We start from the raw sequence: 26,928 nt of genomic DNA, 5'->3' as shown, positions 1-26,928 counted from the left end.
GTTGCCTTTATTATACGCAACTTCGCGCCTGGTGAAAACTCTTGGCGTAAACAAACGTGTATAATAAAGACAAATCATTCGGAGGTGGACTATGAACCCGCAACGCCTGTTACCCATTCCCCATGCCATCAATTTGCGCGAACTCGGCGGCTACCCCACTGTGGATGGCCAATATATTGCTTGGAAGAAACTGCTGCGTTCAGGCTCCTTAGGCCATTTGCGTCCGGAAGGCAGCGCGATGCTTGCCGAATACGGCGTGATTTTTGATATCGACTTGCGTTCTGATAACGAAGTGGCTAACCGGCGCGACCGCTTGCCGCAAGGGATCGCTTATCAGAACTTATCGGTATACCCTTTTGTCGATCGCACCAGCTTGTTTACCAAGCTGCGTCAGAAACTGCGCGGTTCAAGCATCGAAGACACCATGGCTGACACCTATTGCCAAATGCTGACAGACAGCCACGCCAACGGGGTTTATCGCCAGCTGTTTGACATTCTGTTAAGCAATACGCACCCAGATGAGTCGGTGCTTTTTCACTGCACCGCCGGCAAAGACCGCACCGGCGTTGGCGCAATGATGATCGAAGGCGCGCTTGGTGTGCCTGAAGCCACCATTCGAGAAGATTACCTGCTCACCAACTTGGTGTTGGAAGACCCGCAACAAATGGCGCATGCTGATTTGCGCCATGGCGCCGACGCCTTCGTCAACCAAATGAACGCCCACCAAGCCGAAATCAGCAACTACGACGCCATCAAACGGCTTGTCACCAACACTTATGGCGATTGGGCAGGCTATTTGACCAAGCAGCTGCGCTTATCTGCTGGCGACTTGGCCGATTTGCACAAACTATATCTCACCGATTCCCCAACTTATCAAGGAGGCCAAGCATGAAGAAACGTCGCCTCGTCGGCTTCTCACTGCCGATCTTACTCACCGCCGGCACCATGGCCGCCGCTGAAGCCTTATATACCTACGCTTTCAAGCGCATCAACTATGTCCCAGACGCCAGCGACGCCATGCAGAAATACGCCGATGATTACTACTATCACGTCGATTGGGTCGAACACCAGCATCCAGACGTGTGGCATTTGGACACGCCTGATGATCAGCACCTGGCCGGCTTGTGGCTAAAGCACCCCAATTCCAACAAGGCGGTGATCATCGGCCACGGCTACAAAGGCACCGGCATCACCATGAGCAATTATGCCCACATGTTCTATGACATGGGCTTTTCCGTGTTGTTGCCTGACGATCGCGGCCATGGCCGCTCTGATGGGACTTACATCAGTTTCGGCTGGCTGGATCGGCTGGACTACCTGCAATGGCTGCAGCAAATGATCGCTTATTTAGGTGACGATTGTGAACTGTTGTTATTTGGCACCTCAATGGGCGGCGCCACCGTCAGCCTCGTCGCTGGCGAAGCCACTTTGCCTAAACAAGTCAAAGCCGTGGTAGAAGATTGCGGCTACACCAGCTTGGATGATGAAGTAACCTATTTGATGAAACAGATCTTTCACATGCCTAAGCGGCCCTTGGTGCCGCTGGCCAGCTTTATTAATTACCGCCGCTTAGGCTTTCGCATCGGCCAAGTCGATGTCCAAGCCGCCTTGCGCAAAAATACTCGCCCGATCCTGGTGATCCACGGCGCCAAAGACGTTTACGTGCCCACTTGGATGGGCGAAGCCAACTACCGCGCTGCCAATGCGCCTAAAGCTTTGTGGCTGGTCCCTAACGCGATCCACGCCGAAAGTTATTGGGTAGATCCAGCGGCATACGCCAAGCATATCCACGACTTCATCGCGCCATATTTTCATTAAGCTCCAACCGCTGATTAAACGCTCTATCCCGCGTCACTGTTGGGTTTAGATCATGTCGCTAGCAAAAGTTTGCGTAAGCGCTATCGCCATGCTATATTATCCTTGCAACCTGCAGTGGGGTGTTGAGACTGGCAAAGTACAAGTTGGTCTGTACCCGGCATCCCTACACGAGCTGATCTGAGGGTGTCATGTGTAACGGCATGCACCGCGGCTCGTGCGTTCAAAGCGCCAGAGCGCCATGAAGCCCAATGTCCGCAGTCTTGGGCAATGCCAGGACGTTATCAGATTGCACCACGACCACCCCAGCGCACGTAGGCTTACGGTGCTGGGTACTTAACTGAATACCAGAGCGGAGCAAAGCGTATTTAGCGATGTGTATAAGACAGCCTGAGTCAATGGCGGTCTTGGCCATGGACTCGGGATGGCTTATACGCAATCGCGTTGCTTTGCGCAGCTCGACGAAACCAGAGCGAAGCAGCCCGCACTTATATCACGCCGCGTTGGGCTGCGCAGCTCGACGCCGAGGCCAGAGCGAAGTGGCGCGCATTTAGCGGGTCGGGTAGCCTAGCCATTGTGCGTAAGGCGATCTTTGCCACAAGTGCAATGGCGTAGCTAGCCGCACCCGCGTTGCGCCATGCAGCTCGCCGAAGCCCAACGGGCAGAGCCTAACATAGCCTGTTGCGACAAATACACGATAGCGAATACGCTGATCGTTTATTTGTCGTGTCTGGCAGCTCAGTCGCGGTATCGCAGAAGTGTTAATCGGTAACACAAATACCCCTGCCGTCCTGACCAGATCGGTCAAACGGCAGGGGTATGATACGTTAAAATAACAAAATCACGTGATGACTTTTCACAATAATGGTCGCAATCAACCCTGTTCTTTAGTATCATCATTACTGGTAAGGAAAAGCCGGATGGTGGCTAGCTGCTTTCACAAAGAAGGGAGTGATGCCTATGGTTTTGGTTGTCGCTCTGAAAGGAGCCAACATGAGCGTTTTTGAAACGCTGTCCTTGATGATTGCCTTTGGCAGTCTGATCGTGGCGATCATGAAAGACCAAAATAAATAACCGTCCACGCTTGGCGGCCGAGACGGTTATCTCTGCGTAACTTAGTCTAAAGCTGGCCACCGGATAATCCGGCCTTGCCTTGCCGGTGGTGCATTTGCGCCATCGGCCTTTTATATGTTCAGTATACAGGGAAATCTGTCCGCCTGCAATCCAACCACACAACGGATTGTCGGCATAAAAAGCGGATCATGAAAGACCAAAATAAATAACCGTCCATGCTTTCGCCGGCTCGACGGTTATCTCTGTGTAACTTAGTCTAAAGCTGGCCACCGGATAATCCGGCCTTGCCTTGCCGGTGGTGCATTTGCGCCATCGACCTTTTATATGTTCAGTATACAGACAAACCCGTTTTCCTGCAATCACACCGAGTTGCGGGTGGACCATGCTGCTTGGCAGGATTTTTTGTGGATACCGGTAATACCGCTTGCATCAGTTTGCTGCGAATTGCATACTATTTGCGAGCTGGTGACCACCATTTACCACACAAGCAAAACCTCGTGATCGCTTGTACGGTGTTGGCAGCGTTTGGGACCGTGCGCAAAAGCGGTCAAACATGCCGCTTTTGCAACACGGTTCACAATAAAGTTAGCCCTTGGCTGATCTTGGAGGTGCCCAAATGGATCCATTCACAATTACCAATGCTGACAAGCAGCATTGGCCGCTGGTCGTGAGTCTGCCGCATAGTGGCACGGCAATTCCCGAGGAAATGCGCCAAGCACTGATTGCAGGCGTGCTGATGCCGAATACCGATTGGTTCTTGCCCGACCTGTATGCTTTCTTGCCGGAACTTGGCGTCACCATGATCGAAAATCGCATGAGCCGCTATGTCGCCGATCCCAATCGCGAAACCAAAGAAGCGGCTGACGGCAACTATCTCGGCAGCGTCGTTTACCAGCAAAATACCTGGCGGCGGCCGCTTTATGCCAAACCGCTGACGGCAGCACAAATCCAAGCGCGCCTGACCAAATATTACTGGCCGTATCATCAAGCGTTGACCGAATTACTCGCTGCCAAAGTTGCACAGTTTGGTCACTGTGTGCTGATCGACTTGCACAGCTTTGCCGAATACACGCATACTGATGGCGCAAGCCTTGTCAGGTGGTGCTAGGCAACCGCAATGATACTGCCAGCCCCAGGGATTTGCGAAAGACCGCAGCTGAGCAATTTAAGGCTCAAGGCTTTACTGTTGAGCACAATTTCCCGTTTCCCGGCGGCTATATTACTCGACATTTTGGCGCTGACGAGCACATTGCGGCACTGCAAATCGAACTGCGCTACAACGCTTATATCGACCAGCGCTTTTTTGGCGAGGAAGAATTGCAAGCCCCGAATCCGGCTGTCTTTAACTCTACCCAGAAACAGCTGCAAAAGGTGTGGCGGCCATTGTTAACTGCATTAGCCTGACCTGCCGAAAAAATACCCCTGCTGTACGACTGGTTCAGTCGCACAACAGGGGCATTATTGATTAACGCTGCTTTGATTCGACGCTGGCTTTGACTTCAGCGATCAAGTCTTCGTCTTTCAAGCCGGTAACTTCTTTGATCACATCGACCAAAGGCTTCTCTTTCAACAAAGCTTGCAGCTTCACGGATTCGTCGTCGGCAGGTTCGTCGTAAGCGAAGATCATGCCAACCGTATCCAGCAAAGTCTTGTAGCTTAAGCCATGCGCCTTGAGTTCGCGAATTGGGCGAATGAAGCGTTCGTTAAAGCCTAACTTGCGAATTGGCGTGCGGGCCACGCGAGAAATATCATCGGAGATGTATGGGTTCTTGAAGCGATTAAGGACGCTTTCCTGATACTGCGTCAATTCAGCTTCAGTGAAGTTCTTGAATTGGGCCAACAACAAGGAGCGCGTTTCGGCCAAAGCACCTTGGGCTTGCTTGAAGACTTTCTCGTCTTTAACCGCATCGCCAATGGTGGTGTAGCCTAAATACTTGCCAGTGTAAGCCGTGGTAGCATGGCCGGTGTTAACAGAGAAGAGCTTGCGTTCGATGTATGGTTCCAGATCCGGTACATAATGGACAGAATCCAAGTGCACGGCATGGTTCTTCATTTGTGAGGAATCAATGACCCATTCCTTGAAGTCTTCAACGGATACCGCCAGCGGATCGTCATGGTGTTGGATCGGCACGATACGGTCAACGGCGGCGTTAGGGAAGCCGATGTATTCATCAGCATAAGCCTTGTCAGCGTCAGCCAGCTTGCCATAAACTTGTTCCTTCAAGAACTGGGAACCGCCGATCATGTTCTCGCAAGCCACAACATCAAGCGGGGCCTTCAAGCCGGCTGCTTGGCGAGCTTGGATACCTTGGGCGATCAGTGGTGCGATGAAAGGCAAGATCTTTGGGCCGATGGCAGTGGTGACCAAGTCAGCTTTGGTGATGGCTTTGACGACAGCTTCTGGATCCTTGCCGTTGTTGATACCGTCAACGTTTTCGACATGGATCTTGGCTTCGCCAGGCGCGGCCAAGGTGATGGTATATTCACCGCGTTGGTTTAACGCATCGATGATGGTTTCGTTGACATCTACGAAATTGATCTTAAAGCCGTTAGCAGCTAAAGTTTCCCCAATAAAGCCGCGACCAATGTTACCTGCACCAAAATGTACTGCTTCCACGTTACTCAACCTCTTTCAATAAGTTAATGACTTCTTGAGCCGACTGTGCGTCAGCCAACTTCTGCACGTTCTCGACATCGCTGCAATAAAGGGCGATCTGCGACAGCAGTTGCAGATGTTCGCCGTTTAACCCAGCGATCCCAAAGACGACAGTGACTAAATTCTCTTGGGCCGGATCGTCAGAGAAATCAACACCCCATGGGTATTGGGCAATGGCGATACCGGTTTTTTTGATATATTTCATCCCGTCTTCTTGACCATGCGGGATCGCGATGAAGTTGCCCATATAGACGGACACGTCGCGGTTTCTGGCGATCATGGAATCGATGTATTCCGGTTCCACGTTGCCGTTGTCAACTAACAACTGGCCGACTTGGCGGATCGCTTCTTCTTTGGTTTTAGCTTGTTGGTTCAAGGCAATGGTTTTCACATCTAGTGCCTTCATGTCGTCACCTTCGATCGATTTTTTGGATTTCTTTAAGCATTGCGTCTGTGATCAATGGATAGATCTGGCTGTAGTTGCCGGATTCAAAGCTGCGCAATGACTGTTCATCTTGGACCATCATGGCGCTGACTGCCGATAGCAGCTGCAAAGCGCTGCTAGGCGTTGCCGCCGGCGTCAGCAATAACAACACCCGGCGTAATTGGATCTGTTTCATGTCCATGGCTGCCAGCTCAACTGGTTCAGCAAGGTCAAACACCCCGATAAACGGTTGGCTGACGCCGGCATTGGCGGTATGGATCAGCGCCAAGCTCGTATCTGGGATCCCCACCGGCGCTAGCGCCAAGCGTTTCAATAAGGCGCTCAACACCGCGGTTTTGTCTTTAACCACTTGCGGAAGCTCCGCCAGAATGGCTTTCAGCGCTTCTTGGATCGTGGCGTCTACCGGCGTCACTGCATAGGTATCAAAGCCTTTCAACAAGGCGCTGGCCGCCGAAACCATACTGTGCAGTGCTTCAAAAGTCGTCACCGACTGATCAAGCGCCCGCGTATCCCGCGCGGCTTTGGCCGGATGGGACTGCTTCAAGGCGCGGCGCACGGCATTGAGTTCAGCCGGTGTCATCAAGGGGCTGACCACCAAGTATTGGTGAGCGAACCCTGGCAGCTGCACCGTGGACAAGATCAAGGCATATTTATCAAAGTCGATCGTCGGCAAATCAGCGATGCGCACCGTGTACACATCTTGGATCATCGGCAAGGCTTGCTTGAGCTTCTCAGCCACCAGCCTGCCGGTGCCCGGCCCGTCAGTTGTAACCAACAAGACCTTCGCTGCCAACTGAACGTCGCCGCCATTGACCTTCGAGGCAAAATACAACACCAGATACGCCAGCTCGTTGCCGACAAACGCGCCTTGCCCAAAAACTTGATCCGCCGCATTCTTCACCGCTTGATAAAGCTTGGGATAGTCGGCCCCTAAGTGATCCAACACTGGATTGGCCAATTCAGGTGCCGCAGTCCCGGCAGTGGCGCGCTGGATATGCGCCAGCAGCGACGTATACAGCGACCCTTGCGCAGAGAAGGGATAATCGACTTGCGCTTCGACGGCGCGGATCAAAGATTGCACCTGCAAGTTTACCGTCAAGTCGAACAAGTCGACCCGTTCGCCCACCAGGCCCCCCCGGATCCCGTTGAGCTGCACCGCCAAGAATTGATAGTCGCCGACGCGCACCTGCGTCCGCACAGCGGCATCCATCTCAGCAAAGAACTGTAAGGCTAATTGTTGATCTTGAAACAGGCGTTCTTGATTGAAGTCCCGCAACGGCTGCACATGATAACCGGCTAACACCCGCATCGCATGCACCGTCACGGTCAACAACAGCGTTTTGCGCTGATTGTCAGAGAAGTTGGCCAGACTGGTGGTCCGTTTGAACACCACATTAGCCGCTTGTAATTCATGTTGCGGCAATTGGTCATAGAAGTAGCGCCACACCGGATCAAAAGTCGTTTCATCGCGGTCTTGTAAGGCTTTGAAGAACAAATACGGATTCAATGCACTGGCGAAAATGCCCACCAACACACGGCGAATGTCGCGCTCTTTGCCTGACACCCAAATACCGGTGGCTTTCTGGCGGTTCAACACCAGATGCGACGCGGTCAACGCCGGGGTGATCAAGTCGAGATCTTGTTTGATGGTCGTCACGCTGACGACTAACTCATCAGCCAAACTGCTCATGGTTTGCGGCACGCTTGACATCAACAAGCGGATCAGCAAGGCATTCTGGCGCTGCGTTTGGTCAAAAGCGATATCCGGCACATCCGGGGTAAGGCTGGCGCGCAATTGTTCCAGCGCCCCAGCCTCTCCGATAATGCGATACGCCCCTTGGGCACTTTTGTCTAAGCGCAGTTGTAATTGATGGATATCGTCTTCTAATTGGGCAAGCTCACGGTAGATTGTGCGCCGCGACACGTTGAGCTGTTTGGTCAGCTCGTCACGGCTCACCCCATCGGGCTGACTCAGGATGGTTTTGATGATTTGTTGTTCACGATTGGTAAGAATCATGATCGTTATCTCTCTTTATAATTATTGTAATTTCGAGATAAGTTTATCATAATTCGTCGCGTTCAATAGACCGTCGACCACATAAATCTGAACTGCTGCAAATTGTAACTTCAAGCGCCGAGCGGTTTCTTTAGAAGCCACGACCATGACGCTCTTGTCATCCTTGACTTCACCGACTGTTAAGTTCTCAACCGTGATGTCTTTGCCCAGCTTGTGTAATTCGCTGCGGAACGTGGCTTGTGCCATCGTCGCAGAGCCGACGTTCTGATCGTGATGCATGAAGACAATTTCTTTAACTGCGGCAAAATCAAGATTGTCGTTAGTGTCTTCAGGTGCTGCTTCTGTCTTGGCAGCCGCTGATTCTTCTGGCGCATCATTGCCGCCGGAAACTGCTTCGGTCTTCAAGCTGGCGATGATCTCGTCATACTTTGGACTGTTCAAGAAGTTGGTAACCGCCACGTGCATCGCATTAGGCGTTTGCTTCAAAGCCCGATCAGCTAATTCTTCTTGAGTAACAACTAATAATCCTGGTTGATCTTGTAAATTAGAAATCGCGGTGTTGGTGACAGACAGGTCTAAGCCAGCCTTCTTCACCTTGTCACGTAAGATGGAAGCCCCCATAGCGGAAGAACCCATGCCGGCATCGCAAGCGAAGATGATATGATCAACACCTTTGACATCGGACATGATGGCTTTAGCAGAAGCGGCTTGTTGGCCTTTGGCTTCGGCCTTCATGGCAGCCATTTGATCTGCGGCAGCTTCTAAGCCGTCACCGTCCATGGACTTGTCACGCTTCAAGATCACAGAAGAGATCAAGAAGGAAACGATCGTGGCGCCGGTGACCCCAATGATCAAGCCCAGATAGTTCATTGGATCTTTCGGACTCATCAGTAATAAGGAAATGATGGAACCAGGAGATGGTGAACTCTTCAAGCCAACTCCTAAGATGGAGAATAAAGTCGTACCCGTGACACCGCCTGCGATAACAGATAAGAACAAAGCAGGCTTCATCAGGATATATGGGAAGTAAATTTCATGGATCCCACCAAAGAAGTGAATGATGATGGCACTTGGCGCAGAACCCTTAGCCGCACCTTTGCCAAACAAGGCGAAGGCCAGCAAGACGCCAAGCCCTGGACCTGGATCTGGTTCAAGCAAGAACAGAATGGACTTGCCAGCTGCCCCAGCGGCTTGTTGAATCCCTAATGGGGTCAAGATGCCTTGGTTGATCGCGTTGTTTAAGAACAAGATCTTGGCTGGTTCGATGAAAATGTTGGCCAACCACAACAAGCTGTGGTTGATCATCCAGTTAACACCGGTAGCCATAATCGTGGTGAACGCGGAAATGATCGGTCCCATTAAGAAGAAACCAATGATGGCCAATAACATGCCGATGATGCCGGCAGAGAAGTTGTTGACGAGCATTTCAAAGCCTTGTTTGATCTTCGGCTGAACGGCGTCGTCCCACTTCTTAATGCACCAGCCCCCCAATGGGCCCATGATCATGGCCCCAATGAACATTGGCACGTTGGTACCGACGATGACCCCCATCGTGGCGATGGCCCCAACGACCCCGCCGCGATGCTTGGCGATCGCTGCCCCACCGGAATAAGCGATGAGCAGTGGTAGTAAATATGTCTTCATCGGGTCGATCAATTTCGCTAATTGGGCATTTGGCAGCCAACCATCTTTTAAGAAGATGGCGGTGATCAAACCCCAAGCGATGAAGGCGCCGATGTTTGGTAGCACCATGCCAGAAAGCTTGGTCCCAAAGCTTTGCATTGCGGCTTTAAGGCCCTTCTTGGCAGGTTTGCTTGCGGATTTATCCATGACAAGCGCTCCTTTCCCCCAACCGAGTCTTGCTCGGTTCGTGTTTGCTCTTGATTACGTAAATTAGTGTAACCGGTTGCTGGTAGTGCTTGCAAAAGCAGCTTTGGCACAGAGCGGTGTGCCAAAATCGAAAAACTGTTCTATTCACGTTTTCAAACTGTTTTCATTAGCTAAAAATGTAACCGGATTCATTTTTGACACTCCTGATGCTTCGGCCCTTTGTCGCGCTCAAGATGAACAACTTTCACAGCGAAAAATTTGTGTTATTGGCGTCAACGCGTCTATATATTAAGTGTAGGTGTTGACATCGGCCTAGACCGATGTTATATTGGACTAGACCAAGAGAGGGAGGAATTTTCAAATGGACGTCAAAGTATTTGATAACGATGTTGAAGCAGGCAAGGCCGCATTCGAAATCATCAAGGCAGGTATGGATAAAGGTGCTAAGACCTTAGGGTTGGCTACTGGCAGCACGCCTGTAGAAATGTACAAGGCGATGGTCGCCAGCGACGTTGACTTCTCCAACATGACTTCCGTGAACTTAGACGAGTATGTTGGCATGGCACCAGACAACAAGCAAAGCTACCGTTACTTCATGCAAAGCCACCTGTTCGACGCGAAGCCTTTCAAAGAAACTTTCGTGCCAAATGGTTTGGCTGCAGATCCAGACGAAGAAACTAAGCGTTACAACAAAGTAATCGCTGACCACCCGATCGATATTCAAGTGCTGGGCATCGGCCGCAACGGCCATATCGGCTTCAACGAACCAGGTTCCCCGTTTGATGCCGAAACCCGCAAAGTGCCATTAACGCAATCCACCATCGACGCTAACGCCCGCTTCTTCGAACATGAAGAAGACGTACCGCGCTTCGCTTACTCCATGGGGATCGCTTCTATCCTGAAGAGCAAGAAGATCTTGCTGTTGGCCTTTGGTGAAGACAAAGCCGACGCCATCCAGAAGATGGTCGAAGGCCCTGTCACTAACCACGTGCCAGCTTCCGTCTTGCAAAACCATCCCGATGTGACTGTGATCATCGACAAGGCTGCTGCAAGCAAGCTCAGCAAGTAATCCATTCAAAAGAAGCCGTCTCGGTTAATGCCGAGGCGGCTTCTTTTAGTGTAGTACAGTGACTTGATATGCCACAAACTGTGCTAGCGGAAAATCACTGATAATTTATCGTTTCTCAACCGCAAAACATCCCTTGTGCAATCAGCTTGCACAAGGGATGTTTGTTTATAGTTCGGCTTCGATCGCCGCTTGGGTTTCATGGATCGCTTGAATAAACTGATCCCGGCGCTTAGGCGTGATGCGATACTTCGGCGTGCTAACGGAAAAGGCACCGATGATGTTGTCTTTGCGCTTCAACACCGCACCAATGCAGTAAACATCTTGCTCGGTTTCTTCATTGTCGATTCCGACGCCGGTAGCTGCCACATTCTGCAAGTCGGCTTTTAACGCGGCTTGCGAAGTCACCGTATGTGGGGTGACTTTGACTAAGGCGTGATGGGCGAAATAATTATCCAGCAGCGGCGCAGAATATTCAGCCAATACCGCCTTGCCCATTGCCGAACAATACAGGTGCATCGTGCCGCCGATCACCGACCGCAACTTGATGGAGTTGGGGCTTTCCAGCTTCTCGATCAGCACGATATGGCCTTCTGAAACCACGCCTAAGTTAACCGTTTCCCCTGTCACATCCCGCAGGCGGCTGAGTTGCGGCCGCGCCACGCTGGTGATGTCAAAAGAATCCGCCGCTTTCTCGCCGTAATTAAGCATTTGCGTGCCAAGATAATACCGCTTCGTCTCAGGCTCGCGCCGCACCAGCTGTAAGGCCACTAAAGTCGTCAACAACTTCAACGTGGTCGGCTTGGAGGCATCGGTTCCAGCCGTGATCTCTGCCAAAGTCGGCGCATGATCACACCCTAGAATATAGTCCAAGATCGCCTTGCCTTTGATCAAGGCAGTCCCATACAACTTGTCTTCCATCTTTCCTGACGCCTCCGCGTTTACGATATAGAAATCTTGTTTCTAGTTTACCTTAGAATGCCCTTTCACACAATGCATCCAGCCGCAAAAATGCACCCTTGCCAAAAAAACTCCCATACCTTGGGAGGCATGGGAGTCGCAAACGCTCAAATTTGCTTTTGTGGAAAGGTATGACCAGCCGCGTGAAGCGGTTTTTCGTCGAGCTGCGCAGCCCAACGCGATTGCGTGTAAGTCATGACGCCGCTTGGGCATAAACCGCCCAAACGTCATCCTGTCTTACACACATCGCTAAGTGCGGGCTGCTCCGCTCTGGGGTGCTTCGTCGAGCTCCGTGGCGCATCGTGGATGCGGTTAGCTACGTAATCGTACTCGAGGCAAAGTGCGCCTCAAGTACGATTACTAGGCTACCCGACCCACTCAAGCGCGCCACTGCGCTCTGGGTTTTTTCGTCGAGCTGCGCAAATTAACGCGGCGTGAGATAAGTCGTGACGTCAATTGGGCCAAAACCGCCCAACTGCCATCCCGCCTTATCTCCACCGCTAAACCCGCTTTGCTGCGCTCTGGGTTCGATTAACGAACTAAGTAGCCACCGTCAACGGCAAGGATGTGGCCGGAAACATAGTCAGCAGCCTTGGATGCTAAGAATACGGCAACACCCATCAATTCAGAAGGTTCTGCCCAGTGACCTGCAGGGATACGGTCGAGGATTTCCTTGTTACGAGCCTTGTCAGCACGGATAGGTGCCGTGTTGGCAGTCTTGATGTAGCCTGGGGCAATCGCGTTAACTTGGACGTTGTAAGCACCCATTTCAGAAGCGAAGGCCTTAGTCAAGCCGGCAACACCATGCTTGGAGGCAGTGTAAGAAGGAATGAACTTGCCGCCTTGGAAGGAAAGCATGGAACCGATGTTGATGATCTTACCGGACTTTTGCTTAGCAAATTCCTTAGAAGCAGCCATGGACATGTGGTAAACGGCGTTCAAGTTGATGTTGATGACGCGATCCCAGTCGGAATCCTTGGATTCAAGCAATGGGTTGCGTTTGATCATGCCGGCGTTGTTAACCAAGATGTCGATGTGGCCAAACTTAGCAATGGCGTTAGCAATAACCTTGTCGGCGATCCCAGGTTGAGTCAAGTCAACATCTTCGAATTCAACCTTACGGCCGCGCTTTTCGATCATTTCACGGGTGTTGTCCCATTCATCTTTACCAAAAGTCGGGATGTAAATGTCGGCGCCAGCTTCAGCCATCGCAACGGCATAGCCTTGGCCCAAGCCAGTGTTACCACCAGTGATAACGGCAACCTTGCCTTTAAGACTGAAGAAGTCCATCTTAAATTGATCCAATGCGGCTTCGTTTGCTGCGATTTCTTCTGCAGATTGATTAAGAACCATATTAGTATTCTCTCCTTTTGAGTTAAATTCTCAGAGTGACATCATCGCCTAGCGAAAATCGTTTCTTTATTGGAAACTGTATTTCCTCTAAGTAAATTACGTATATAATATATCGCCTTCCAAGGAATTAATCAACCGCTTTCGCGAAATTTTTGGAAATTGTTTTCCCAAGCAGCTGGTAAAAGCAACGACCAAGCGCGATCACTGTCGAAGAAATCGGTATCCCTTGCTTGACGTTGGCTGTCAGTCCCTTATAATCAACCAATATTGAAAGCAGGTGGGACATCGTGAATTATTGGTTACTGGCGCTGACGTTTCTCAGCGTCAACCTCGACTTCTTCTTCATGCTCTTATTTCTATTGAAACAATTCCGCCTTCGCCAAGTCATGCTGGGCTACTTGCTAGGCACATTGTTCCTATTAACGGTGAGTTTCGCCGTGGGCAAGGTGTTGGCAACGATTCTGCCAGAATGGCTGTTAGGCGTACTAGGCGTGTTGCCAATTTATATGGCGTTGCACGACGATGATGATGATGACCCCACCACGACCCATGGCAATCCGGTATGGACGGTGTTTGTCACGTATCTTTCGGTATGTGCCGGGTGCAACTTGTCGATCTTCTTGCCGGTGCTGGCTGGTGAAACTCTGCCGCATTTCGGCATCACCTTGCTGTTTATCGGCGTCTTGACACTGATCGTGGTGTATTTGATCCACTTGGTTGCCGACATCCCTGTCGTGTCTAAAGTGATGGACCGCTTCGGCGAGCGCTTAATGAAAGTCTGCTACATCTTGATCGGGGTGTATGTTTTCTTCGATAGCGGCTTGATCAGCCACGTGCTAAGCTGGCTGTGAGCCAACGAAGGACCTGCGAAAATTCGCAGGTCCTTCGTTGTTGTGTTTAAATTAACGGTTAACGCCGCCGGCAGATTGCATGGTGCCTAAGACGTCTTTTTCAGTCACGATGTTCAAGTCCCCGCTGACTGTCAGCTTCAAAGCACTGGCTGTGTCGGCGAAATTGATCAAAGCTTGTGGATCGTAGCCATGGATCAAGCCATGAACCAAGCCGGCGCCGAAAGCATCGCCGGAAGCGACCCCTTCAAACACGTGCATATCATACACTGGGCCTTGATAGATCTTGCCATCTTGCCATAACAAGGCAGTGCACTTGTGGTTTTCAACCGAGTGGATGTTGCGCACGACACTGGCGATGGTGTGGATGTTTGGATACTTCTCGGCAACTTTTTGCATGGTGGCTTTGAAGGAATCCAACTGATCGATGCCGCGGCTCATATCGCCGTCAAAAGCGGCCATACCCAGCGATGCTTCGTAGTCTTCATCGTTAGCTAAGAAAATGTCCACGTAAGGCATGATTTGGCTGACCACGCTTTGGGCCTTCTCAGGGGTCCACATCTTGCCGCGATAGTTGGCATCGAAGCAAACCTTAATGCCATGCGCGTGGGCGTACTTAACGGCTTCGATCAAAGCATCGGCGATTTCGTCGTTTAACGCTGGGGTCACGCCTGAGAAGTAGAAATAATCCACCCCGTCTAATAACTTAGCCCAGTCGAATTCGCTCTTCTTGATCGTGGCAAAAGAACTGCCGGCGCGATCGTAAACCACGTTGGTGCTGCGAATCGAAGCACCTTTCTCAAAGAAGTAAATGCCCAACCGCGGGCCGCCGACCATCACCTTGCTGGTGTCGACACCATATTGGCGCAGCGTACCAGTGGCCATTTGGCCCAAAGCGTTGTCTGGGACTTTGCTTAAATATTGCGCATCATCGCCAAATAACGATAAGGACACGGCGACGTTGGCTTCAGAGCCGCCATAATTGGCCTCGAAGGTGTTTGCTTGTAAGATGCGTTGGTGATCTTGAGGCTTGAGCCGCAACATCATTTCCCCAACAGTCAGAACTTTAGTCATGGATATGTCTCCTTTTCGTATTTTCGCGTAAGCGTTGTTTTTGCATTCAGCTTATTCTAACATATTTTTCGGTAAACGGTTTCCCTTTTAATAAAAAAGTGTATAATGAATGCTGTAAGAATCTGTAGACATACATGAAGGAGCGTACACATGCAAAAAGTAGAGAACTTGTTGCGGTTACAAAAAGCCGGCGTCGTCGCCGTTGTCCGCGATAACAACCCTGAAGGGGCCTTGAAGCAAAGTGATGCTGTCATCGCCGGTGGCGTTACCGCTATCGAATTAACTTTCACCGTGCCGCAAGCCGACAAAGTGATCGCTGAATTGACCAAGAAATATGCTGATGACAAGGCTGTCATCATCGGGGCCGGCACCGTATTGGACCCTGTGACTGCCCGTTTGGCAATCATGGCCGGTGCAGAATTCATCGTTAGCCCATCTTTCAACAAGGAAGTTGCTACGATCTGTAACTTGTACAGCATCCCTTACACCCCTGGCTGCATGACCCCAACCGAAATCCAACGCGCTTTGGAAACCGGTTGCGATTTGATCAAGCTGTTCCCAGGTTCAGCAATGCACCCAGGCATGGTCAAAGCCGTCAAGGCACCGTTCCCACAACTGTCCATCATGCCAACTGGCGGCGTGTCCTTGGACAACATGGCCGAATGGTTTGCTGCAGGCGTCTCCTTAGTTGGCGCCGGCTCCAACTTGACTGCCAAGGCCAAGACTGGCGACTACGCTGGTGTGACCGAAACTGCCAAGGCTTACAAGAAAGAACTCGACCGTATCCGCGGTTAATGCTCATTGACTCAAAGAAAGCGGCGCCTTCATTGCGAAGGCGCCGCTTTTTGCATGTCGTCAAATTTTTCAATGTCGACCAGCCACTTGCAGCTTGAGTGGTTGCAGCGAGGTTTTGTTTAAGTCGCATGTACCATGCCCAATAATCAATAACCGTCTCAACGGATTCATCATTGCATCGACGTACAAAAATATGCAAAGATTTCCTGATTGCCAAGTGAAAAAGTGCTGCTGCACCTCAACCAACTGCGGTTGAAATCCAGCAGCACCTTTAATTTTGATCAAGCGTTCTCAGCAATAAATGCCTTCAATTCATCTTGCGTCGGATAGCCGTCGTTATCGCCAGGATGTTGCACGGCAATGGCGCCCACGGCATTGGCCCGCTGCACGGCTTTGGCCAGCGGCAAGTCTTCCAACAAACCAGTGATCAACCCTAAAGCAAACCCATCTCCGGCACCGACAGTATCGACGACTTTGGCAGCTTTGAAGCCGGGCACGGTAAACGTTTGCCCATCGCGGGTCTTCACGAACGCGCCTTTAGGGCCGACCTTGACGACAACTGCTTTGGTGTACTTGCCTTGATTCAAGTAGAAGTCAGCGATCTTCTCCGGATCGCGTGTGCCAACCAGCTGCTCGCCTTCGCCAATCCCTGGCAAAACGATCGTCGCTTCGCGGGCTAACATATTCAAAGTCGACACCATGGTACTTTCGTTGGCCCACAAGGACTTGCGGATGTTGGGATCGAAGGTGAATTCGATTTGGTGTTCATGCAGCAAGAACATGAACTGTTGCACCGCCGCCAACGCCTTGTACGAAATCGCCGGGAAAATGCCGGTGATATGCGCCCACTTCACGCCGTCAAAATTGATTTGGTCCAAGCCCGCAGGATTAAGATGCGCCGCCGCCGACCCGCGCCGAAAGTAGGCGGTATCCGGATCGCCATGGCTGACTTGATTCTTAAACTGCAACCCAGTCCAATGTTCTGGAGTAGAAGCCAGATAAGTGGTGCCCACGTGGTTTTGTTGTAACTGCTGGCGAATAAAATCACCAAACGCATCTTGGCCAACTTGCGAAATGTATTCGACACTATGGCCTAAGCGCGCTGTCCCCACTGACACATTGACTTCGGCCCCGGCCAAGTACTTGCGGAAGTGCTCAGCGTCGGTCAAGCTCGCATCGAGGTCCGTTGAAGCAAACAAGGTGATCGGTTCACCGATCGTCAATAATTCACTCATCATCATCCATCCTTTCATTGCAACCGATTACATTAATTGTCTTAAAAACATCCCGACCCTACGGAAAGCCGGGACACGTGTTGTGCATGTGTGAAATGGTCGAGAAGATTTTTAATACCGAATCCGTTTCGGGAAATCGGTTTCCTCAACAATTTAACTATAAGCCGATGACGAAAAATTGTCAATAATAAACCGCTTGTCGGCAAGCAACCTCTGCAACAAATTTTAGCAAAAACCGCCTCGTGCGCGCATGTTCCCGCCAAATCACTGGTCGCGGCCATATTGTTTTACATATCAATCGACTTCTGATTGGGGGGTGGTATACTTGCGGCAAGGAGGCGCATGGCCATGAAAAGTCCTTGGGGTTATCTGATAGTAATACTTCTTTGCAACGTTTCCATCATGTTATGCCTGATTTTCAGCACGAAGCGTTCCGCCATGACGTTCGTCTTAACGTCGATATTTGTCGTTGCAAACGGCATGTATCGACTTGCCATCAATCAACGCCGACAGTCGAAAGACAAGGTTGCGACCTTACACAAGTAGTCCAGTTTACAAAAGCCCACTAACCCGGCATTCCCGGCTAGTGAGCTTTTTTAGTGACGTGTGTTCGCCTCACCATTTGCAGGCACGGCACGATTAATAGAGCGACTAATAACCAGCAAGCTGTTATCAAACAGACGGAACTCTGATAACACCCTTGTACAGTGACTTGATACCAATCCTCTAACTTAGCATTGCGTGATATTTGCCCATGCTTTGCTGAATCGGAACCAACCTGCAATTGCGCTGTGTCGACTTCCGTTGACCAGGCTGCTCAATATCCTGATTCCAATACAGGAGGACAGGCGTTGCGGAGGCGCGCGGCAAGCGTCGGTCAGGCCGTGAAACGATCAGCGTCGTGAGACAAGCGGTTTGTGCTTGGCTCGCGTCGCTGATCGCGGCAAGAATTTAGACGTGCACGTGAGCAAAGCGAACGCACGGCTAAATTCTTAGGCGTAAAACACGCGCACTTTGCGTGGTTGAAGCCGGCCGCACAGCCTGCGCCGACGCTTGCCGCGCGCCGCAAAGCAACGCGATTGTGTATAAGCCGTGACGCCGCCAAGGCAAAGAACGCCTTTGCGTCATCCCGTCTTATACACATCGCTAAAACCGCTTTGCTCCGCTCTGGTTTATAGCGACGCTCTAACGTGTACTTCAGCTGGGATCTCGGTGCGGCTGATTGGGACTTCTTTGCCTTCGATCAGCTTCTCCAAACGCATCGCGACTTCGCGGCCGATTTTTTCTGGATTCTGATTCACCACCGACAACGGCGGGTTGGCTAACTCACCCCAGTTCCAGTCATCGTAGCCGCACAATCCTACTGAATCCGGCACAGCCACGTGGTTGGCTTGCAGCCAGCGCAAACTGGCCATCAACAAATTACCATTAGCCGCAAAAATCACCGACTTGCGCACGCCGACGCCATCATGCCAATCAGCGATGCCGGACACGTCTTCATGGTCTTCCACTTCTAACAAGGTGATCGGAATGTTGGCGTTCTTGCAAATCGCCGCAAAAGCCCGGTAGCGTTCATAACGCACCGTCGCTTGATCAACCGGGTTGGAAATCACCAACACACTTTGGTAACCTTTCTCCAACACGGCTTGAGCCAACACTTTGCCTGATGCTGTGTCGTTTGACGTGACGCACGGAAACAACAGCGGCCGGGTCAAACGGTCCACCAGCACCACTGGAATGCCGGAATCTTTGAGGAATTCGTATGCCGACGCATCCGGTTGCGCCGGTTGCAGCACGATGCCGTCAACATTTTGCGAAATCAAATTCTTCAATGCCGTGGCTTCTTGGGTGGTATCTTCACCGCCATCTGCGATCAAGATCTGATCTTGGCGCGTACGGGTAATGCCAGAGATTCCTTTGATCAAGAAGGTGGAATAAACATTAGAAACATCGCCCACGACCACGCCGATTTGGTGTGAACGCTTGGACTTTAACGCACTGGCGTTGTAGTTAGGCACATAGCCGAGTTCGGCGATCACGCCTTTGATCTTGCGGCGCGTCGCCAAGGACATGCGCTCAAAGCGCCCATTGAGGTATCGGGAAACGGTTGCCTTGGAAACGCCTGCCTCTTTCGCGACATCGTTGATCGTATATTTTGCCATTTGCGGACCTCATTTCGGATAGATGATGGTTCTATTGTACTCTTTTTATCGTGAGTTATGAAACCGATACCCTTGTGTCTGATCGGCGGGTCACGTACAGTATGAAAGGAAGGATGTGAGCCCATGACTTATGGATATATCAAGATGATCCGCGGCTTGGTCGGCCACACGCCGATCATCTTAAACTGCGCCGGCGGGGTCTTACTCAATGACCAGCAAGAAGTTCTGTTGAACCTGCGCACAGACACGCACAACTGGAGCCTGCCAGGCGGCTACCTTGAATACGGGGAAACGTTTGCCGAAGCCATCATCCGCGAATACAAGGAAGATAGCGGCTTAGATGTGGAAATCGTGCGGCCATTGAAGCTGTTTGATAAAGGCGAAACGGTTTACCCCAACGGCGATCGCGCCCAAACCATCGCCATGCTGTATCTGGTCAAGCCTGTTGGCGGCAAGATCTTGACGTCAGCCACCGATGAGACACTTGCCCTTAAATTCTGGCCGTTTGACGATCTGCCACCATTGTTGAATCAACAGAACGCGGAAATGTTGGCCTACGCTGCCACGATACCGGAAGTTACCATAAGTTAGCTGTGCCATATATTGAGCGTTCGTTCAAACTTGAATAAACGTATTAGGAGACGTGAAATCTGTAATTAAGATTTCACGTTTTTTGTTATTAATGCCTGTTTATAGGCATTAAAGCAGAGAAATTATTTTTAGGAATCACTAAAATAGGGTTTACTTATGAATAATTTCGGTTAAACTAAAAGTGATTTCAGAAAGGAGATTGTTCAAATTGAAAGATCGAAACAATGCGCAAAAAAAGCATAAGCTCATTGAATATGCGAACGGCCCATCGCTGGAAGAAATCAACGGCACAGTCGAGGTGCCAAAAGGCAAAGGCTTCTGGCGAACCTTATTCGCCTACTCAGGCCCAGGTGCGTTAGTCGCCGTCGGTTACATGGATCCGGGCAACTGGTCGACTTCGATCACCGGCGGGCAGAACTTCCAATACTTATTGATGTCTATCATCTTGATTTCCAGTTTAATCGCCATGCTCCTGCAGTACATGGCGGCTAAACTGGGCATTGTTACCCAAATGGACCTCGCTCAGGCGATTCGCGCCCGGACGAGCAAGACCCTAGGCATCATTCTCTGGCTCATGACTGAATTTGCCATCATGGCAACTGATATTGCGGAAGTGATTGGCGCGGCGATCGCGTTATACCTGCTATTCCATATTCCCTTGGTCATCGCCGTTTTCATCACGGTTTTTGACGTTTTGCTATTATTACTGTTAACCAAAATCGGTTTCCGCAAAATTGAAGCCCTTGTGGTTTGCTTGATCCTGGTGATCTTGTTGGTTTTCGCCTATCAAGTCGCCTTATCCGATCCTGATTGGGGCGGCGTGATCAAAGGCCTGATCCCAAGCGCTGCCACAATCGCATCCCATCCCGACGTGGCGGGGATGAATCCATTGTCTGGGGCCTTAGGGATCATCGGTGCCACCGTGATGCCGCATAACCTGTATCTGCATTCTGCAATTTCACAAACTCGCAAGATCAATCACGATGATGAAGAAGAAGTCGCCCAATCCGTCCGCTTCTCCGCATGGGACTCCAACATCCAGTTGTCACTGGCGTTTGTTGTCAACTCCTTGCTGTTGATCATGGGGGTTGCAGTGTTCAAGTCCGGCGCCGTGAAGGATCCGTCTTTCTTCGGCTTGTATGAGGCCTTGTCCAACACTTCCATGCTTTCCAACGGCCTCTTGATTTCCGTGGCCAAATCCGGCGTCTTATCAGTCTTGTTCGGGGTCGCCTTGCTGGCCAGTGGTCAGAACTCCACCATCACCGGGACTTTAACCGGTCAAGTCATCATGGAAGGCTTCGTCCATATGCGCATGCCGCTGTGGGCGCGGCGCTTAGTCACCCGGCTGCTTTCTGTCATCCCTGTGTTGATCTGCGTGGGCACCACCTCACACTTAAGCGTCATTGACCAACACACCGCCTTGAACAATCTGATGAATAATTCGCAGGTTTTCTTGGCCTTTGCCTTGCCGTTTTCGATGTTGCCGCTGCTCATGATGACTGACTCTAAGGCGGAAATGAGCGAACGGTTCAAGAACGTCCTTTGGGTTAAGATCTGTGGCTGGATCTCCGTCATTGGCTTGACCTACCTGAACTTGATCGGATTGCCAGATTCCTTCGCCGGCTTCTTAGGCGATCACGCTTCTGCCAGCGAAATCAATATGGCCCACATCGCAGCTTACATTTCGATCGTCTTAGTGCTCGCCTTGCTGGCATGGTGCACTTGGGATTTGTATCGCGGCGACAAGCGGCTGCGTGAGCTGCAAGAAACCAATGGTGAGACCCGCGCGATCCCAAGTTATGAAGGGGGTCAAAGCAAATGAGCGCCTACTTTGACCAAACATTTAATCAACTCGCTGACGCACTGGCCAAACTTGGCGCCGCCTTGTATCACGACCAAAGCGGCCTGCCGCTTATCACTGGGGCCTTTGCTGCTGCGCATGACCTCGATCAAGGGAGGTGCGACTAATGGCTGCTCAAGATTTTAAGAAGATCCTCGTTGGGGTCGATAGCTCCGCTGACGCACTGGCTGCTTTCCGCTACGCGATCCATCGCGCCAAAACTGACAACGCAGCGCTGATCATCACCACCATCTTGGAATCCGATGATTATAACGTTTATCAGGCCTTGGACAAAGACTATGTGCATGGCGAAGCCGCAGAATTGGAGAATCACATCCACGCTTATCAACAGCTGGCACAACAAGCCGGGATCCATGATGTACGGGCCGTTATCGGCGAAGGTGATCCAGGCGAAACCATTGTCAAAACGTTGATCCCGCAATATCAGCCGGATCTGCTCATCATCGGCGCCCAAGCCAAGCAAGGCCTCGCCAAACATTTTGGCAGCCAAGCTTCTTACATGGCCAAACACGCCCCCATATCGGTGCTGGTCATTCGCGAGTAAGGTCATGCAGGGAGGCTTTCATGATGATCAATCACGGTCAACGACGCGCGCAGATCTTGACGACTGCCCAACAGCTTTTCGCTGAACACGGCTTCGCCAGCACCACAACGCGCCAATTAAACCAAACCGTCGGCATCGCCGATGGCCTGCTTTACTACTATTTTCCTCAAGGCAAACAACAATTGCTCGACACCATCGTGGCCCAAGGCGTCACCGCCCACCGTGCCGCCATCGACTTATCGCTGGCTGGCGTCGCCGATTTGCCTGCGCTGGAAGCACGCTTGGTGGCAATCATGCAACAACTGTGGGACTTGCTGACCAGTCCTGAAGGCTATCAAGTTTTTGTCATTACCATCCGCGAACGGCCGCGGCTTTCACAAGCCGCCGCAGACTGGCTGCCTAAAGTGATGACACAAGGGCGCAAGCGGCTGATGACTGCTTTGAATCAACTGGCATGGCTCAAATTAGACCCTGCCGACAGCAAGCAGCTCGCCACCACCATCTTTGCGGTTTTCCAAGCGACGCTGTACTCAGCCTTGTTGATCAATGATCAGCGGGAGTTGACTGCCGCTGTCAGCGATCAGTTGCACGCACAGCTGCATTTTCTCTTGACGAAGGTTACTGCCTAAACATCACAAATGCGCCAGCACCCGATTAGGGATGCTGGCGCGTTTGTGTTTAATTAATCTTCATCATCGTCTTCTTCAACCAAGTCTTCCCAGGCGGTCTTGCCTAAGAATGCCTGCAGCTGCCGGATGTTGCGGTTGTTTTCGCCGCGCAGCTTGGTGAGATACGCCGCCATGGCTGGACGCGCTTCGCGCTGGGCCAGTTTGATGGCGCGGTCGATAAACATATTGGCAAAAGTCAGATCATGTGCAGTGGTATCGACCATCTCAGCGGCATCGGTGTACTTCAAGCGGCCGTCTTCTTCGATCTTAGTATAGCGGGTGTATTCGTCGACGGTAGATGGCGGCAGCTGGTTTTCATCCAGCAGCACGGCGCCTAATTCGTCAAGCTGGGCGCGGTTTTGTGCGATCAAGTCGCGATACAGCGCCTGCACCGCCAAGCTCTGCGGGCCTTTGGCAAACCAGAGGAACTGGTGGTATTTCACATCCAGATACCACATATTCGCCACGATATGGCCGGTCATCGCCCCGGCAGTAGGCTTGTGGTGATCAAGATCAGCTTGTTTAACTTCGGCTTGGTACTTGGCTTCGATTGCTTCGTTCATGAGGGTTCCTCCTATTATAAGGCTTTGACTTTGGCCGACTTGACTTCATAACCGAGCTTAGTCACCACATTCTCCAGGGTGTCGGCAGAAACTTGGCTGTCATCGAATTCAGCCTTGACCTTGGCGGCATTGAACAAAACTTTGACATTGGCCACACCAGGCTGATTCTTAACGGCTGTTTCGATTTTGGTCAAGCAAGACGGGCAGGTCAATTCATCTAATTGCATCGTGATTTTTGCACTCATGTTAAGCACCTCTTTCTCTTATTTACAAATACAGTATATCGACGCTGGGCCATTAAGAACTTGACGCAGATCAAGTTTTGCCAGATTGTTTTGACAAAATCTGGCCAAAACGCCACACTAGATACAACGATCTCATCACAAAGGAAGTATTCTCATGAACCCAAGCCTTGATCACATCGCCATTTCCGGTATTCGCCGCTTCAACGACGCCGTCGCCGGCATCCCTGACATGCTGCGCCTGACGCTAGGCGAACCTGATTTCACCACCCCGCAGCACATTAAAGATGCCGCCATTGCCGCCATCAACGAAGATTATTCGCATTACACGCCTAACGCCGGCGATCCGGCCTTGCGCCAAGCCGTCGCTGATACTTGGCACGCCAAATACGGCGTCGACTATGACCCAGCCGATGAGATCTTGGTGACTGTCGGCGCCACTGAAGCCATCGCTATCGCCATTCAAGGTTTGTTTGCGCCAGGCGACGCGGTGTTGGTGCCGGCCCCGGTATATCCCGGCTATGTGCCGCTGATGACGCTGAATCATATCACCCCGATCATCATTGACACCAGTGCGCATGCCTTCGAATTGACACCGGCGATGATCGATGCCGCCATCGCCGCGCATCCAGACCAGCACATCGCCGGGATCATTCTGAATTATCCTAACAACCCCACCGGCATCACTTACCGCAAAGCGCAACTGCAAGCCTTGGCGCAAACTTGTGTGGCACATGACTTAATGATCGTTGCCGATGAGATCTATGCAGAATTGACCTATGGCGCAGCACATGTGTCTATCGCCAGCTTTGCCAAAGATCATACGGTGATCATCTCCGGGTTGTCCAAGTCGCATGCGATGACCGGCTGGCGCATCGGCTTCTTGCTGGCGCCTAAAGCGATCACCCAAGCGCTGAAGAAGATCCACCAATACACCGTCACCGCTGCCACCACCATCGCCCAGCGCGCCGGTATCGAAGCACTGGTGAACGGAGCAGATGATGGGGCCAGAATGCGTGACGTTTACCAGCAGCGCCGCGATTACTTGCTAGGCGAGCTCACCAAGTTAGGCTTTGACGCCGTTGATCCGCAAGGCGCCTTCTACTTATTTGCCAAGCTGCCAAAGCGGTTTGCCAAAGATGCTGAGCAATTCTGCACCGACTTGGCGCATGCCGATCACTTGGCGATCATTCCCGGTACGGCTTTTGGTGCGCAAGGTTACGTGCGCTTAAGCTACGCCGCCAGTCTCGCCGATTTGCATGAAGCAGTGGCGCGGCTGGGCCACTATTGCGCCACACATTGAATTGCCTGAGTCATTGGCGCATACTTAATTTATCAATTACGAGTGCGATGTGAGGCTGCGGCCTTGCGTCGCCTTTTATTGCAAGGGAGGTCATATACATTGGATGAAGCACAGCGCGAAAGCGGCCCGTGGCGCAAGAACTTGTATGTCTTGTGGTTTTGTACATTCGTGGCCGGCATCGCCTTCAGTGAGATCATGCCGTTTCTGTCGCTTTATGTCAGTCAAATGGGCGATTTCTCCAAACAACAGCTGACATTCTGGTCTGGGGCGATTTACGCGGTGACGTTTCTGATCACCGCCATTGTTTCGCCGCTATGGGGCAACTTGGCCGACCGCACCGGGCGCAAAGTGATGCTGATCCGAGCCAGCCTCGGCATTGCCGTGTCAATGGTGTTGATGGGCTTATGCACCAATGTCTGGGCGCTGTTTGCCTGCCGCTTCTTCCAAGGCTTCTTCTCCGGCTACATCCCTAACGCCCAAGCCTTAGTTGCTTCCCAAACGCCTAAAAAAAATGCCGGCGTCGCTTTGGGCACCTTAGTCACCGGCTCTGTTTCTGGGACGCTGTTTGGCCCGATCATCGGCGGGATCTTGGCGCAGATCTTCTCTATTCGCAACACCTTCTTCATCACCGCCGGCTTGCTGGTCGTGGTGTGCTTGATGTCGGCCTTTCTGGTCACTGAATCCTTCACCCCGGTGGTGCGCAAACCCGGCGAAGCCAGGCACGGTTTATTGGCGCAAGTCGCCGATCCGAAGCTGATCGTAATCTTGTTAGTATCGACCATGATCGTGCAAACCGGCAATGCGTCCATCTCCCCGATCATCGCCTTATACATCAAAGAATTGATGCATGGCGCCGGCGGAGTCACCGTCGTCGCCGGCATCATCGCCGCTTTGCCTGGGATCTCAAATATCTTAGCGGCGCCGCGCTTAGGCCGTTATGGCGACAAACACGGCAGCGGCCGCGTGCTGATCGGCTGTTACCTGTTCGCGGTGGTGGTGTACTTCCCGCAAGGCTTCATCGGCAGCATCGTCGGCTTAGGCATCTTGCGCCTGTTTGTCGGCGTGTCTGACGCCGGCTTGTTCCCGACGATCCAAACCTTGTTGACCAAGAACACGCCTTCCAGCATCACCAGCGCGGTGTTCAGCTGGAACCAGTCTTTCCAAGCCCTAGGCAACATGCTCGGTGCATTGTTAGGCGGTGCCATTGCCGGGGTATTCGACTACAATGTGGTGTTTATCTCCACCGCGTCATTATTGTTGATCAACTTATTGGTGTTGCGCTTTGCCGAACCACAGTTGTTAAAGCGCGTCTGACGACGATGCGCTGCTCAATCAGAAAGCACCACAAGGCTGAGACGCAGCGCGATTTTAGCCTATAACGCAAGCGGCTATACCCCACGATTCATCTTGAATCACGGGGCATAGCCGTTTGCGTTACTTTGTGCAACACAATTGTAGGAATTATATCTGGTTCCAGTCGTACATTTTTTGGTTAAAGCCACTTGGATCAGTACCAGGTTATCAAAGGTAATGCTTGATCCACCACGTTCAGATGCGGCAAGTGAATTTCGGCTTGTAATGCCTGCCGACAATTGTTCTTGCGTCAAATTTCGTTCGATGCGAAGTTTTTTAATTAATCCCCCGTGCCGCAATATCAACATCTCCAACGTATATTGAAAAAATACTGTTATTTAAATGTCCCGCGTTTTACAATCAAGTTAGCCACTATCGTTAGCACTCAGACAAAATAAAAAACACCAAGTCGATACGACCTGTTATCATTAAAGTTCCTACACAATTAATGAAAGAGGTATCGTCTTGATGCA

Annotated in this window: 25 protein-coding genes and 1 pseudogene; 14 read left to right on the top strand and 12 right to left on the bottom strand. The window is 51.4% G+C overall.

All coding sequences use genetic code 11. The features are described 5' to 3' along the window. Positions 1-91: 91 nt before the first annotated feature. From ACGG90_RS12550 to ACGG90_RS12535, 4 genes and pseudogenes are all read left to right on the top strand, one after another. Positions 92-892, top strand: coding sequence for a tyrosine-protein phosphatase (locus tag ACGG90_RS12550; RefSeq protein ID WP_390409904.1), 801 nt, complete (start codon positions 92-94; stop codon positions 890-892). Beyond that, entirely contained in the window at positions 889-1,818 is a 930-nt protein-coding gene (locus ACGG90_RS12545; protein WP_390409902.1) for an alpha/beta hydrolase, read from the top strand. The genes ACGG90_RS12550 and ACGG90_RS12545 overlap by 4 nt, the downstream gene beginning before the upstream one ends. Before the next feature lie 957 nt (positions 1,819-2,775). After that, positions 2,776-2,889 carry a putative holin-like toxin gene (locus ACGG90_RS12540; RefSeq protein WP_390409900.1) on the top strand — a complete coding sequence of 38 codons (114 nt, stop codon included), beginning with the start codon at positions 2,776-2,778 and terminating at the stop codon, positions 2,887-2,889. Positions 2,890-3,505: 616 nt separating this feature from the next. After that, positions 3,506-4,293: pseudogene (locus tag ACGG90_RS12535) on the top strand (N-formylglutamate amidohydrolase). A gap of 61 nt (positions 4,294-4,354) precedes the next feature. On the opposite strand, the gene ACGG90_RS12530 reads toward ACGG90_RS12535, so the two are convergent. The 4 genes from ACGG90_RS12530 to ACGG90_RS12515 are packed head-to-tail and all read right to left on the bottom strand — an operon-like array spanning position 4,355 to position 9,837. After that, positions 4,355-5,506, bottom strand: a complete 1,152-nt coding sequence (locus ACGG90_RS12530) for a mannitol-1-phosphate 5-dehydrogenase (RefSeq protein ID WP_390409898.1) — start codon at positions 5,504-5,506, stop codon at positions 4,355-4,357. A 1-nt stretch (position 5,507) separates the two neighbouring features. Continuing rightward, positions 5,508-5,951 carry a PTS sugar transporter subunit IIA gene (locus tag ACGG90_RS12525; RefSeq protein ID WP_390409896.1) on the bottom strand — a complete coding sequence of 148 codons (444 nt, stop codon included), beginning with the start codon at positions 5,949-5,951 and terminating at the stop codon, positions 5,508-5,510. 4 nt (positions 5,952-5,955) lie between these two features. Further along, positions 5,956-8,007: a BglG family transcription antiterminator gene (locus tag ACGG90_RS12520; protein ID WP_390409894.1), complete on the bottom strand. Its 2,052-nt coding sequence runs from the start codon at positions 8,005-8,007 to the stop codon at positions 5,956-5,958. Between the two features lie 21 nt (positions 8,008-8,028). Further along, entirely contained in the window at positions 8,029-9,837 is a 1,809-nt protein-coding gene (locus ACGG90_RS12515) for a PTS mannitol transporter subunit IICBA (RefSeq protein WP_390409892.1), read from the bottom strand. 361 nt (positions 9,838-10,198) lie between these two features. Between ACGG90_RS12515 and ACGG90_RS12510 the strand changes: the two genes are divergently transcribed. Then, complete coding sequence (locus ACGG90_RS12510) at positions 10,199-10,906, top strand: glucosamine-6-phosphate deaminase (protein WP_390409890.1); 708 nt, start codon at positions 10,199-10,201, stop codon at positions 10,904-10,906. Between the two features lie 165 nt (positions 10,907-11,071). Here the strand turns inward: ACGG90_RS12510 and ACGG90_RS12505 are convergent, their stop codons facing one another. Together ACGG90_RS12505 and kduD are read right to left on the bottom strand one after the other, a co-directional pair. Continuing rightward, positions 11,072-11,824, bottom strand: coding sequence for an IclR family transcriptional regulator (locus ACGG90_RS12505; RefSeq protein ID WP_390409889.1), 753 nt, complete (start codon positions 11,822-11,824; stop codon positions 11,072-11,074). A 570-nt stretch (positions 11,825-12,394) separates the two neighbouring features. Next, a complete protein-coding gene (gene kduD, locus ACGG90_RS12500) occupies positions 12,395-13,216 on the bottom strand; it encodes a 2-dehydro-3-deoxy-D-gluconate 5-dehydrogenase KduD (protein WP_390409887.1) in 822 nt (273 codons plus the stop codon). A gap of 287 nt (positions 13,217-13,503) precedes the next feature. On the opposite strand from kduD, the gene ACGG90_RS12495 reads away from it, so the two are divergent. Further along, the gene (locus ACGG90_RS12495) at positions 13,504-14,067 is read left to right on the top strand and encodes a cadmium resistance transporter (protein WP_390409886.1); all 564 of its coding nucleotides are present in this window, start codon (positions 13,504-13,506) and stop codon (positions 14,065-14,067) included. Between the two features lie 51 nt (positions 14,068-14,118). Here the strand turns inward: ACGG90_RS12495 and ACGG90_RS12490 are convergent, their stop codons facing one another. After that, a complete protein-coding gene (locus tag ACGG90_RS12490) occupies positions 14,119-15,138 on the bottom strand; it encodes a PfkB family carbohydrate kinase (RefSeq protein ID WP_390409884.1) in 1,020 nt (339 codons plus the stop codon). Positions 15,139-15,288: 150 nt separating this feature from the next. Here ACGG90_RS12490 and ACGG90_RS12485 point away from each other — a divergent pair, with 150 nt between their 5' ends. After that, on the top strand, positions 15,289-15,933 hold the full coding sequence (locus ACGG90_RS12485; protein WP_390409882.1) for a bifunctional 4-hydroxy-2-oxoglutarate aldolase/2-dehydro-3-deoxy-phosphogluconate aldolase: 645 nt from the start codon (positions 15,289-15,291) through the stop codon (positions 15,931-15,933). 281 nt (positions 15,934-16,214) lie between these two features. Here ACGG90_RS12485 and ACGG90_RS12480 read toward each other — a convergent pair whose 3' ends face one another. Next, positions 16,215-17,168, bottom strand: a complete 954-nt coding sequence (locus ACGG90_RS12480) for a sugar kinase (protein WP_390409880.1) — start codon at positions 17,166-17,168, stop codon at positions 16,215-16,217. Positions 17,169-18,340: 1,172 nt separating this feature from the next. Beyond that, positions 18,341-19,330 carry a LacI family DNA-binding transcriptional regulator gene (locus ACGG90_RS12475; protein WP_390409879.1) on the bottom strand — a complete coding sequence of 330 codons (990 nt, stop codon included), beginning with the start codon at positions 19,328-19,330 and terminating at the stop codon, positions 18,341-18,343. A gap of 123 nt (positions 19,331-19,453) precedes the next feature. On the opposite strand from ACGG90_RS12475, the gene ACGG90_RS12470 reads away from it, so the two are divergent. The 5 genes from ACGG90_RS12470 (at position 19,454) to ACGG90_RS12450 (ending at position 22,955) form a co-directional block, all read left to right on the top strand. Continuing rightward, positions 19,454-19,921: an NUDIX hydrolase gene (locus tag ACGG90_RS12470; protein ID WP_390409877.1), complete on the top strand. Its 468-nt coding sequence runs from the start codon at positions 19,454-19,456 to the stop codon at positions 19,919-19,921. Between the two features lie 208 nt (positions 19,922-20,129). Further along, on the top strand, positions 20,130-21,743 hold the full coding sequence (locus tag ACGG90_RS12465) for an Nramp family divalent metal transporter (protein ID WP_390409876.1): 1,614 nt from the start codon (positions 20,130-20,132) through the stop codon (positions 21,741-21,743). After that, positions 21,740-21,889 (top strand): hypothetical protein, encoded by a 150-nt coding sequence (locus tag ACGG90_RS12460; protein WP_390409874.1) that lies wholly within the window; start codon positions 21,740-21,742, stop codon positions 21,887-21,889. The genes ACGG90_RS12465 and ACGG90_RS12460 overlap by 4 nt, the downstream gene beginning before the upstream one ends. After that, positions 21,889-22,326, top strand: a complete 438-nt coding sequence (locus ACGG90_RS12455; RefSeq protein WP_390409872.1) for a universal stress protein — start codon at positions 21,889-21,891, stop codon at positions 22,324-22,326. The genes ACGG90_RS12460 and ACGG90_RS12455 overlap by 1 nt, the downstream gene beginning before the upstream one ends. A 20-nt stretch (positions 22,327-22,346) precedes the next feature. Further along, entirely contained in the window at positions 22,347-22,955 is a 609-nt protein-coding gene (locus ACGG90_RS12450) for a TetR/AcrR family transcriptional regulator (RefSeq protein ID WP_390409870.1), read from the top strand. A gap of 53 nt (positions 22,956-23,008) precedes the next feature. Here ACGG90_RS12450 and ACGG90_RS12445 read toward each other — a convergent pair whose 3' ends face one another. Next, positions 23,009-23,557: a ferritin-like domain-containing protein gene (locus tag ACGG90_RS12445; RefSeq protein ID WP_390409869.1), complete on the bottom strand. Its 549-nt coding sequence runs from the start codon at positions 23,555-23,557 to the stop codon at positions 23,009-23,011. Positions 23,558-23,571: 14 nt separating this feature from the next. Then, positions 23,572-23,802, bottom strand: coding sequence for a heavy-metal-associated domain-containing protein (locus ACGG90_RS12440; RefSeq protein WP_390409867.1), 231 nt, complete (start codon positions 23,800-23,802; stop codon positions 23,572-23,574). A gap of 154 nt (positions 23,803-23,956) precedes the next feature. On the opposite strand from ACGG90_RS12440, the gene ACGG90_RS12435 reads away from it, so the two are divergent. Next, entirely contained in the window at positions 23,957-25,102 is a 1,146-nt protein-coding gene (locus ACGG90_RS12435) for an aminotransferase class I/II-fold pyridoxal phosphate-dependent enzyme (protein WP_390409865.1), read from the top strand. 99 nt (positions 25,103-25,201) lie between these two features. Beyond that, positions 25,202-26,416 (top strand): MFS transporter, encoded by a 1,215-nt coding sequence (locus ACGG90_RS12430; protein WP_390409863.1) that lies wholly within the window; start codon positions 25,202-25,204, stop codon positions 26,414-26,416. Between the two features lie 98 nt (positions 26,417-26,514). Here ACGG90_RS12430 and ACGG90_RS12425 read toward each other — a convergent pair whose 3' ends face one another. Further along, positions 26,515-26,763, bottom strand: coding sequence for a helix-turn-helix domain-containing protein (locus ACGG90_RS12425; protein ID WP_390409861.1), 249 nt, complete (start codon positions 26,761-26,763; stop codon positions 26,515-26,517). Positions 26,764-26,928 lie beyond the last annotated feature (165 nt).

It is taken from the genome of Lacticaseibacillus jixiensis, assembly GCF_042847315.1.
Lineage (GTDB): Bacteria > Bacillota > Bacilli > Lactobacillales > Lactobacillaceae > Lacticaseibacillus > Lacticaseibacillus jixiensis.
Note: the sequence above shows the minus strand (reverse complement) of the source record. Positions and strands in the feature narration are given on the sequence as shown.

Bases quoted from the DNA above. Each gene is read 5' to 3' on its own strand.
- ACGG90_RS12550 (WP_390409904.1), top strand. From the start codon at position 92: ATGAACCCGCAACGCCTGTTACCCATTCCCCATGCCATCAATTTGCGC.
- ACGG90_RS12545 (WP_390409902.1), top strand. From the start codon at position 889: ATGAAGAAACGTCGCCTCGTCGGCTTCTCACTGCCGATCTTACTCACC.
- ACGG90_RS12540 (WP_390409900.1), top strand. From the start codon at position 2,776: ATGGTTTTGGTTGTCGCTCTGAAAGGAGCCAACATGAGCGTTTTTGAA.
- ACGG90_RS12525 (WP_390409896.1), bottom strand. From the start codon at position 5,951: ATGAAGGCACTAGATGTGAAAACCATTGCCTTGAACCAACAAGCTAAA.
- ACGG90_RS12520 (WP_390409894.1), bottom strand. From the start codon at position 8,007: ATGATTCTTACCAATCGTGAACAACAAATCATCAAAACCATCCTGAGT.
- ACGG90_RS12515 (WP_390409892.1), bottom strand. From the start codon at position 9,837: ATGGATAAATCCGCAAGCAAACCTGCCAAGAAGGGCCTTAAAGCCGCA.
- ACGG90_RS12510 (WP_390409890.1), top strand. From the start codon at position 10,199: ATGGACGTCAAAGTATTTGATAACGATGTTGAAGCAGGCAAGGCCGCA.
- ACGG90_RS12505 (WP_390409889.1), bottom strand. From the start codon at position 11,824: ATGGAAGACAAGTTGTATGGGACTGCCTTGATCAAAGGCAAGGCGATC.
- kduD (WP_390409887.1), bottom strand. From the start codon at position 13,216: ATGGTTCTTAATCAATCTGCAGAAGAAATCGCAGCAAACGAAGCCGCA.
- ACGG90_RS12490 (WP_390409884.1), bottom strand. From the start codon at position 15,138: ATGACTAAAGTTCTGACTGTTGGGGAAATGATGTTGCGGCTCAAGCCT.
- ACGG90_RS12485 (WP_390409882.1), top strand. From the start codon at position 15,289: ATGCAAAAAGTAGAGAACTTGTTGCGGTTACAAAAAGCCGGCGTCGTC.
- ACGG90_RS12480 (WP_390409880.1), bottom strand. From the start codon at position 17,168: ATGAGTGAATTATTGACGATCGGTGAACCGATCACCTTGTTTGCTTCA.
- ACGG90_RS12475 (WP_390409879.1), bottom strand. From the start codon at position 19,330: ATGGCAAAATATACGATCAACGATGTCGCGAAAGAGGCAGGCGTTTCC.
- ACGG90_RS12470 (WP_390409877.1), top strand. From the start codon at position 19,454: ATGACTTATGGATATATCAAGATGATCCGCGGCTTGGTCGGCCACACG.
- ACGG90_RS12460 (WP_390409874.1), top strand. From the start codon at position 21,740: ATGAGCGCCTACTTTGACCAAACATTTAATCAACTCGCTGACGCACTG.
- ACGG90_RS12455 (WP_390409872.1), top strand. From the start codon at position 21,889: ATGGCTGCTCAAGATTTTAAGAAGATCCTCGTTGGGGTCGATAGCTCC.
- ACGG90_RS12450 (WP_390409870.1), top strand. From the start codon at position 22,347: ATGATGATCAATCACGGTCAACGACGCGCGCAGATCTTGACGACTGCC.
- ACGG90_RS12445 (WP_390409869.1), bottom strand. From the start codon at position 23,557: ATGAACGAAGCAATCGAAGCCAAGTACCAAGCCGAAGTTAAACAAGCT.
- ACGG90_RS12440 (WP_390409867.1), bottom strand. From the start codon at position 23,802: ATGAGTGCAAAAATCACGATGCAATTAGATGAATTGACCTGCCCGTCT.
- ACGG90_RS12435 (WP_390409865.1), top strand. From the start codon at position 23,957: ATGAACCCAAGCCTTGATCACATCGCCATTTCCGGTATTCGCCGCTTC.
- ACGG90_RS12425 (WP_390409861.1), bottom strand. From the start codon at position 26,763: ATGTTGATATTGCGGCACGGGGGATTAATTAAAAAACTTCGCATCGAA.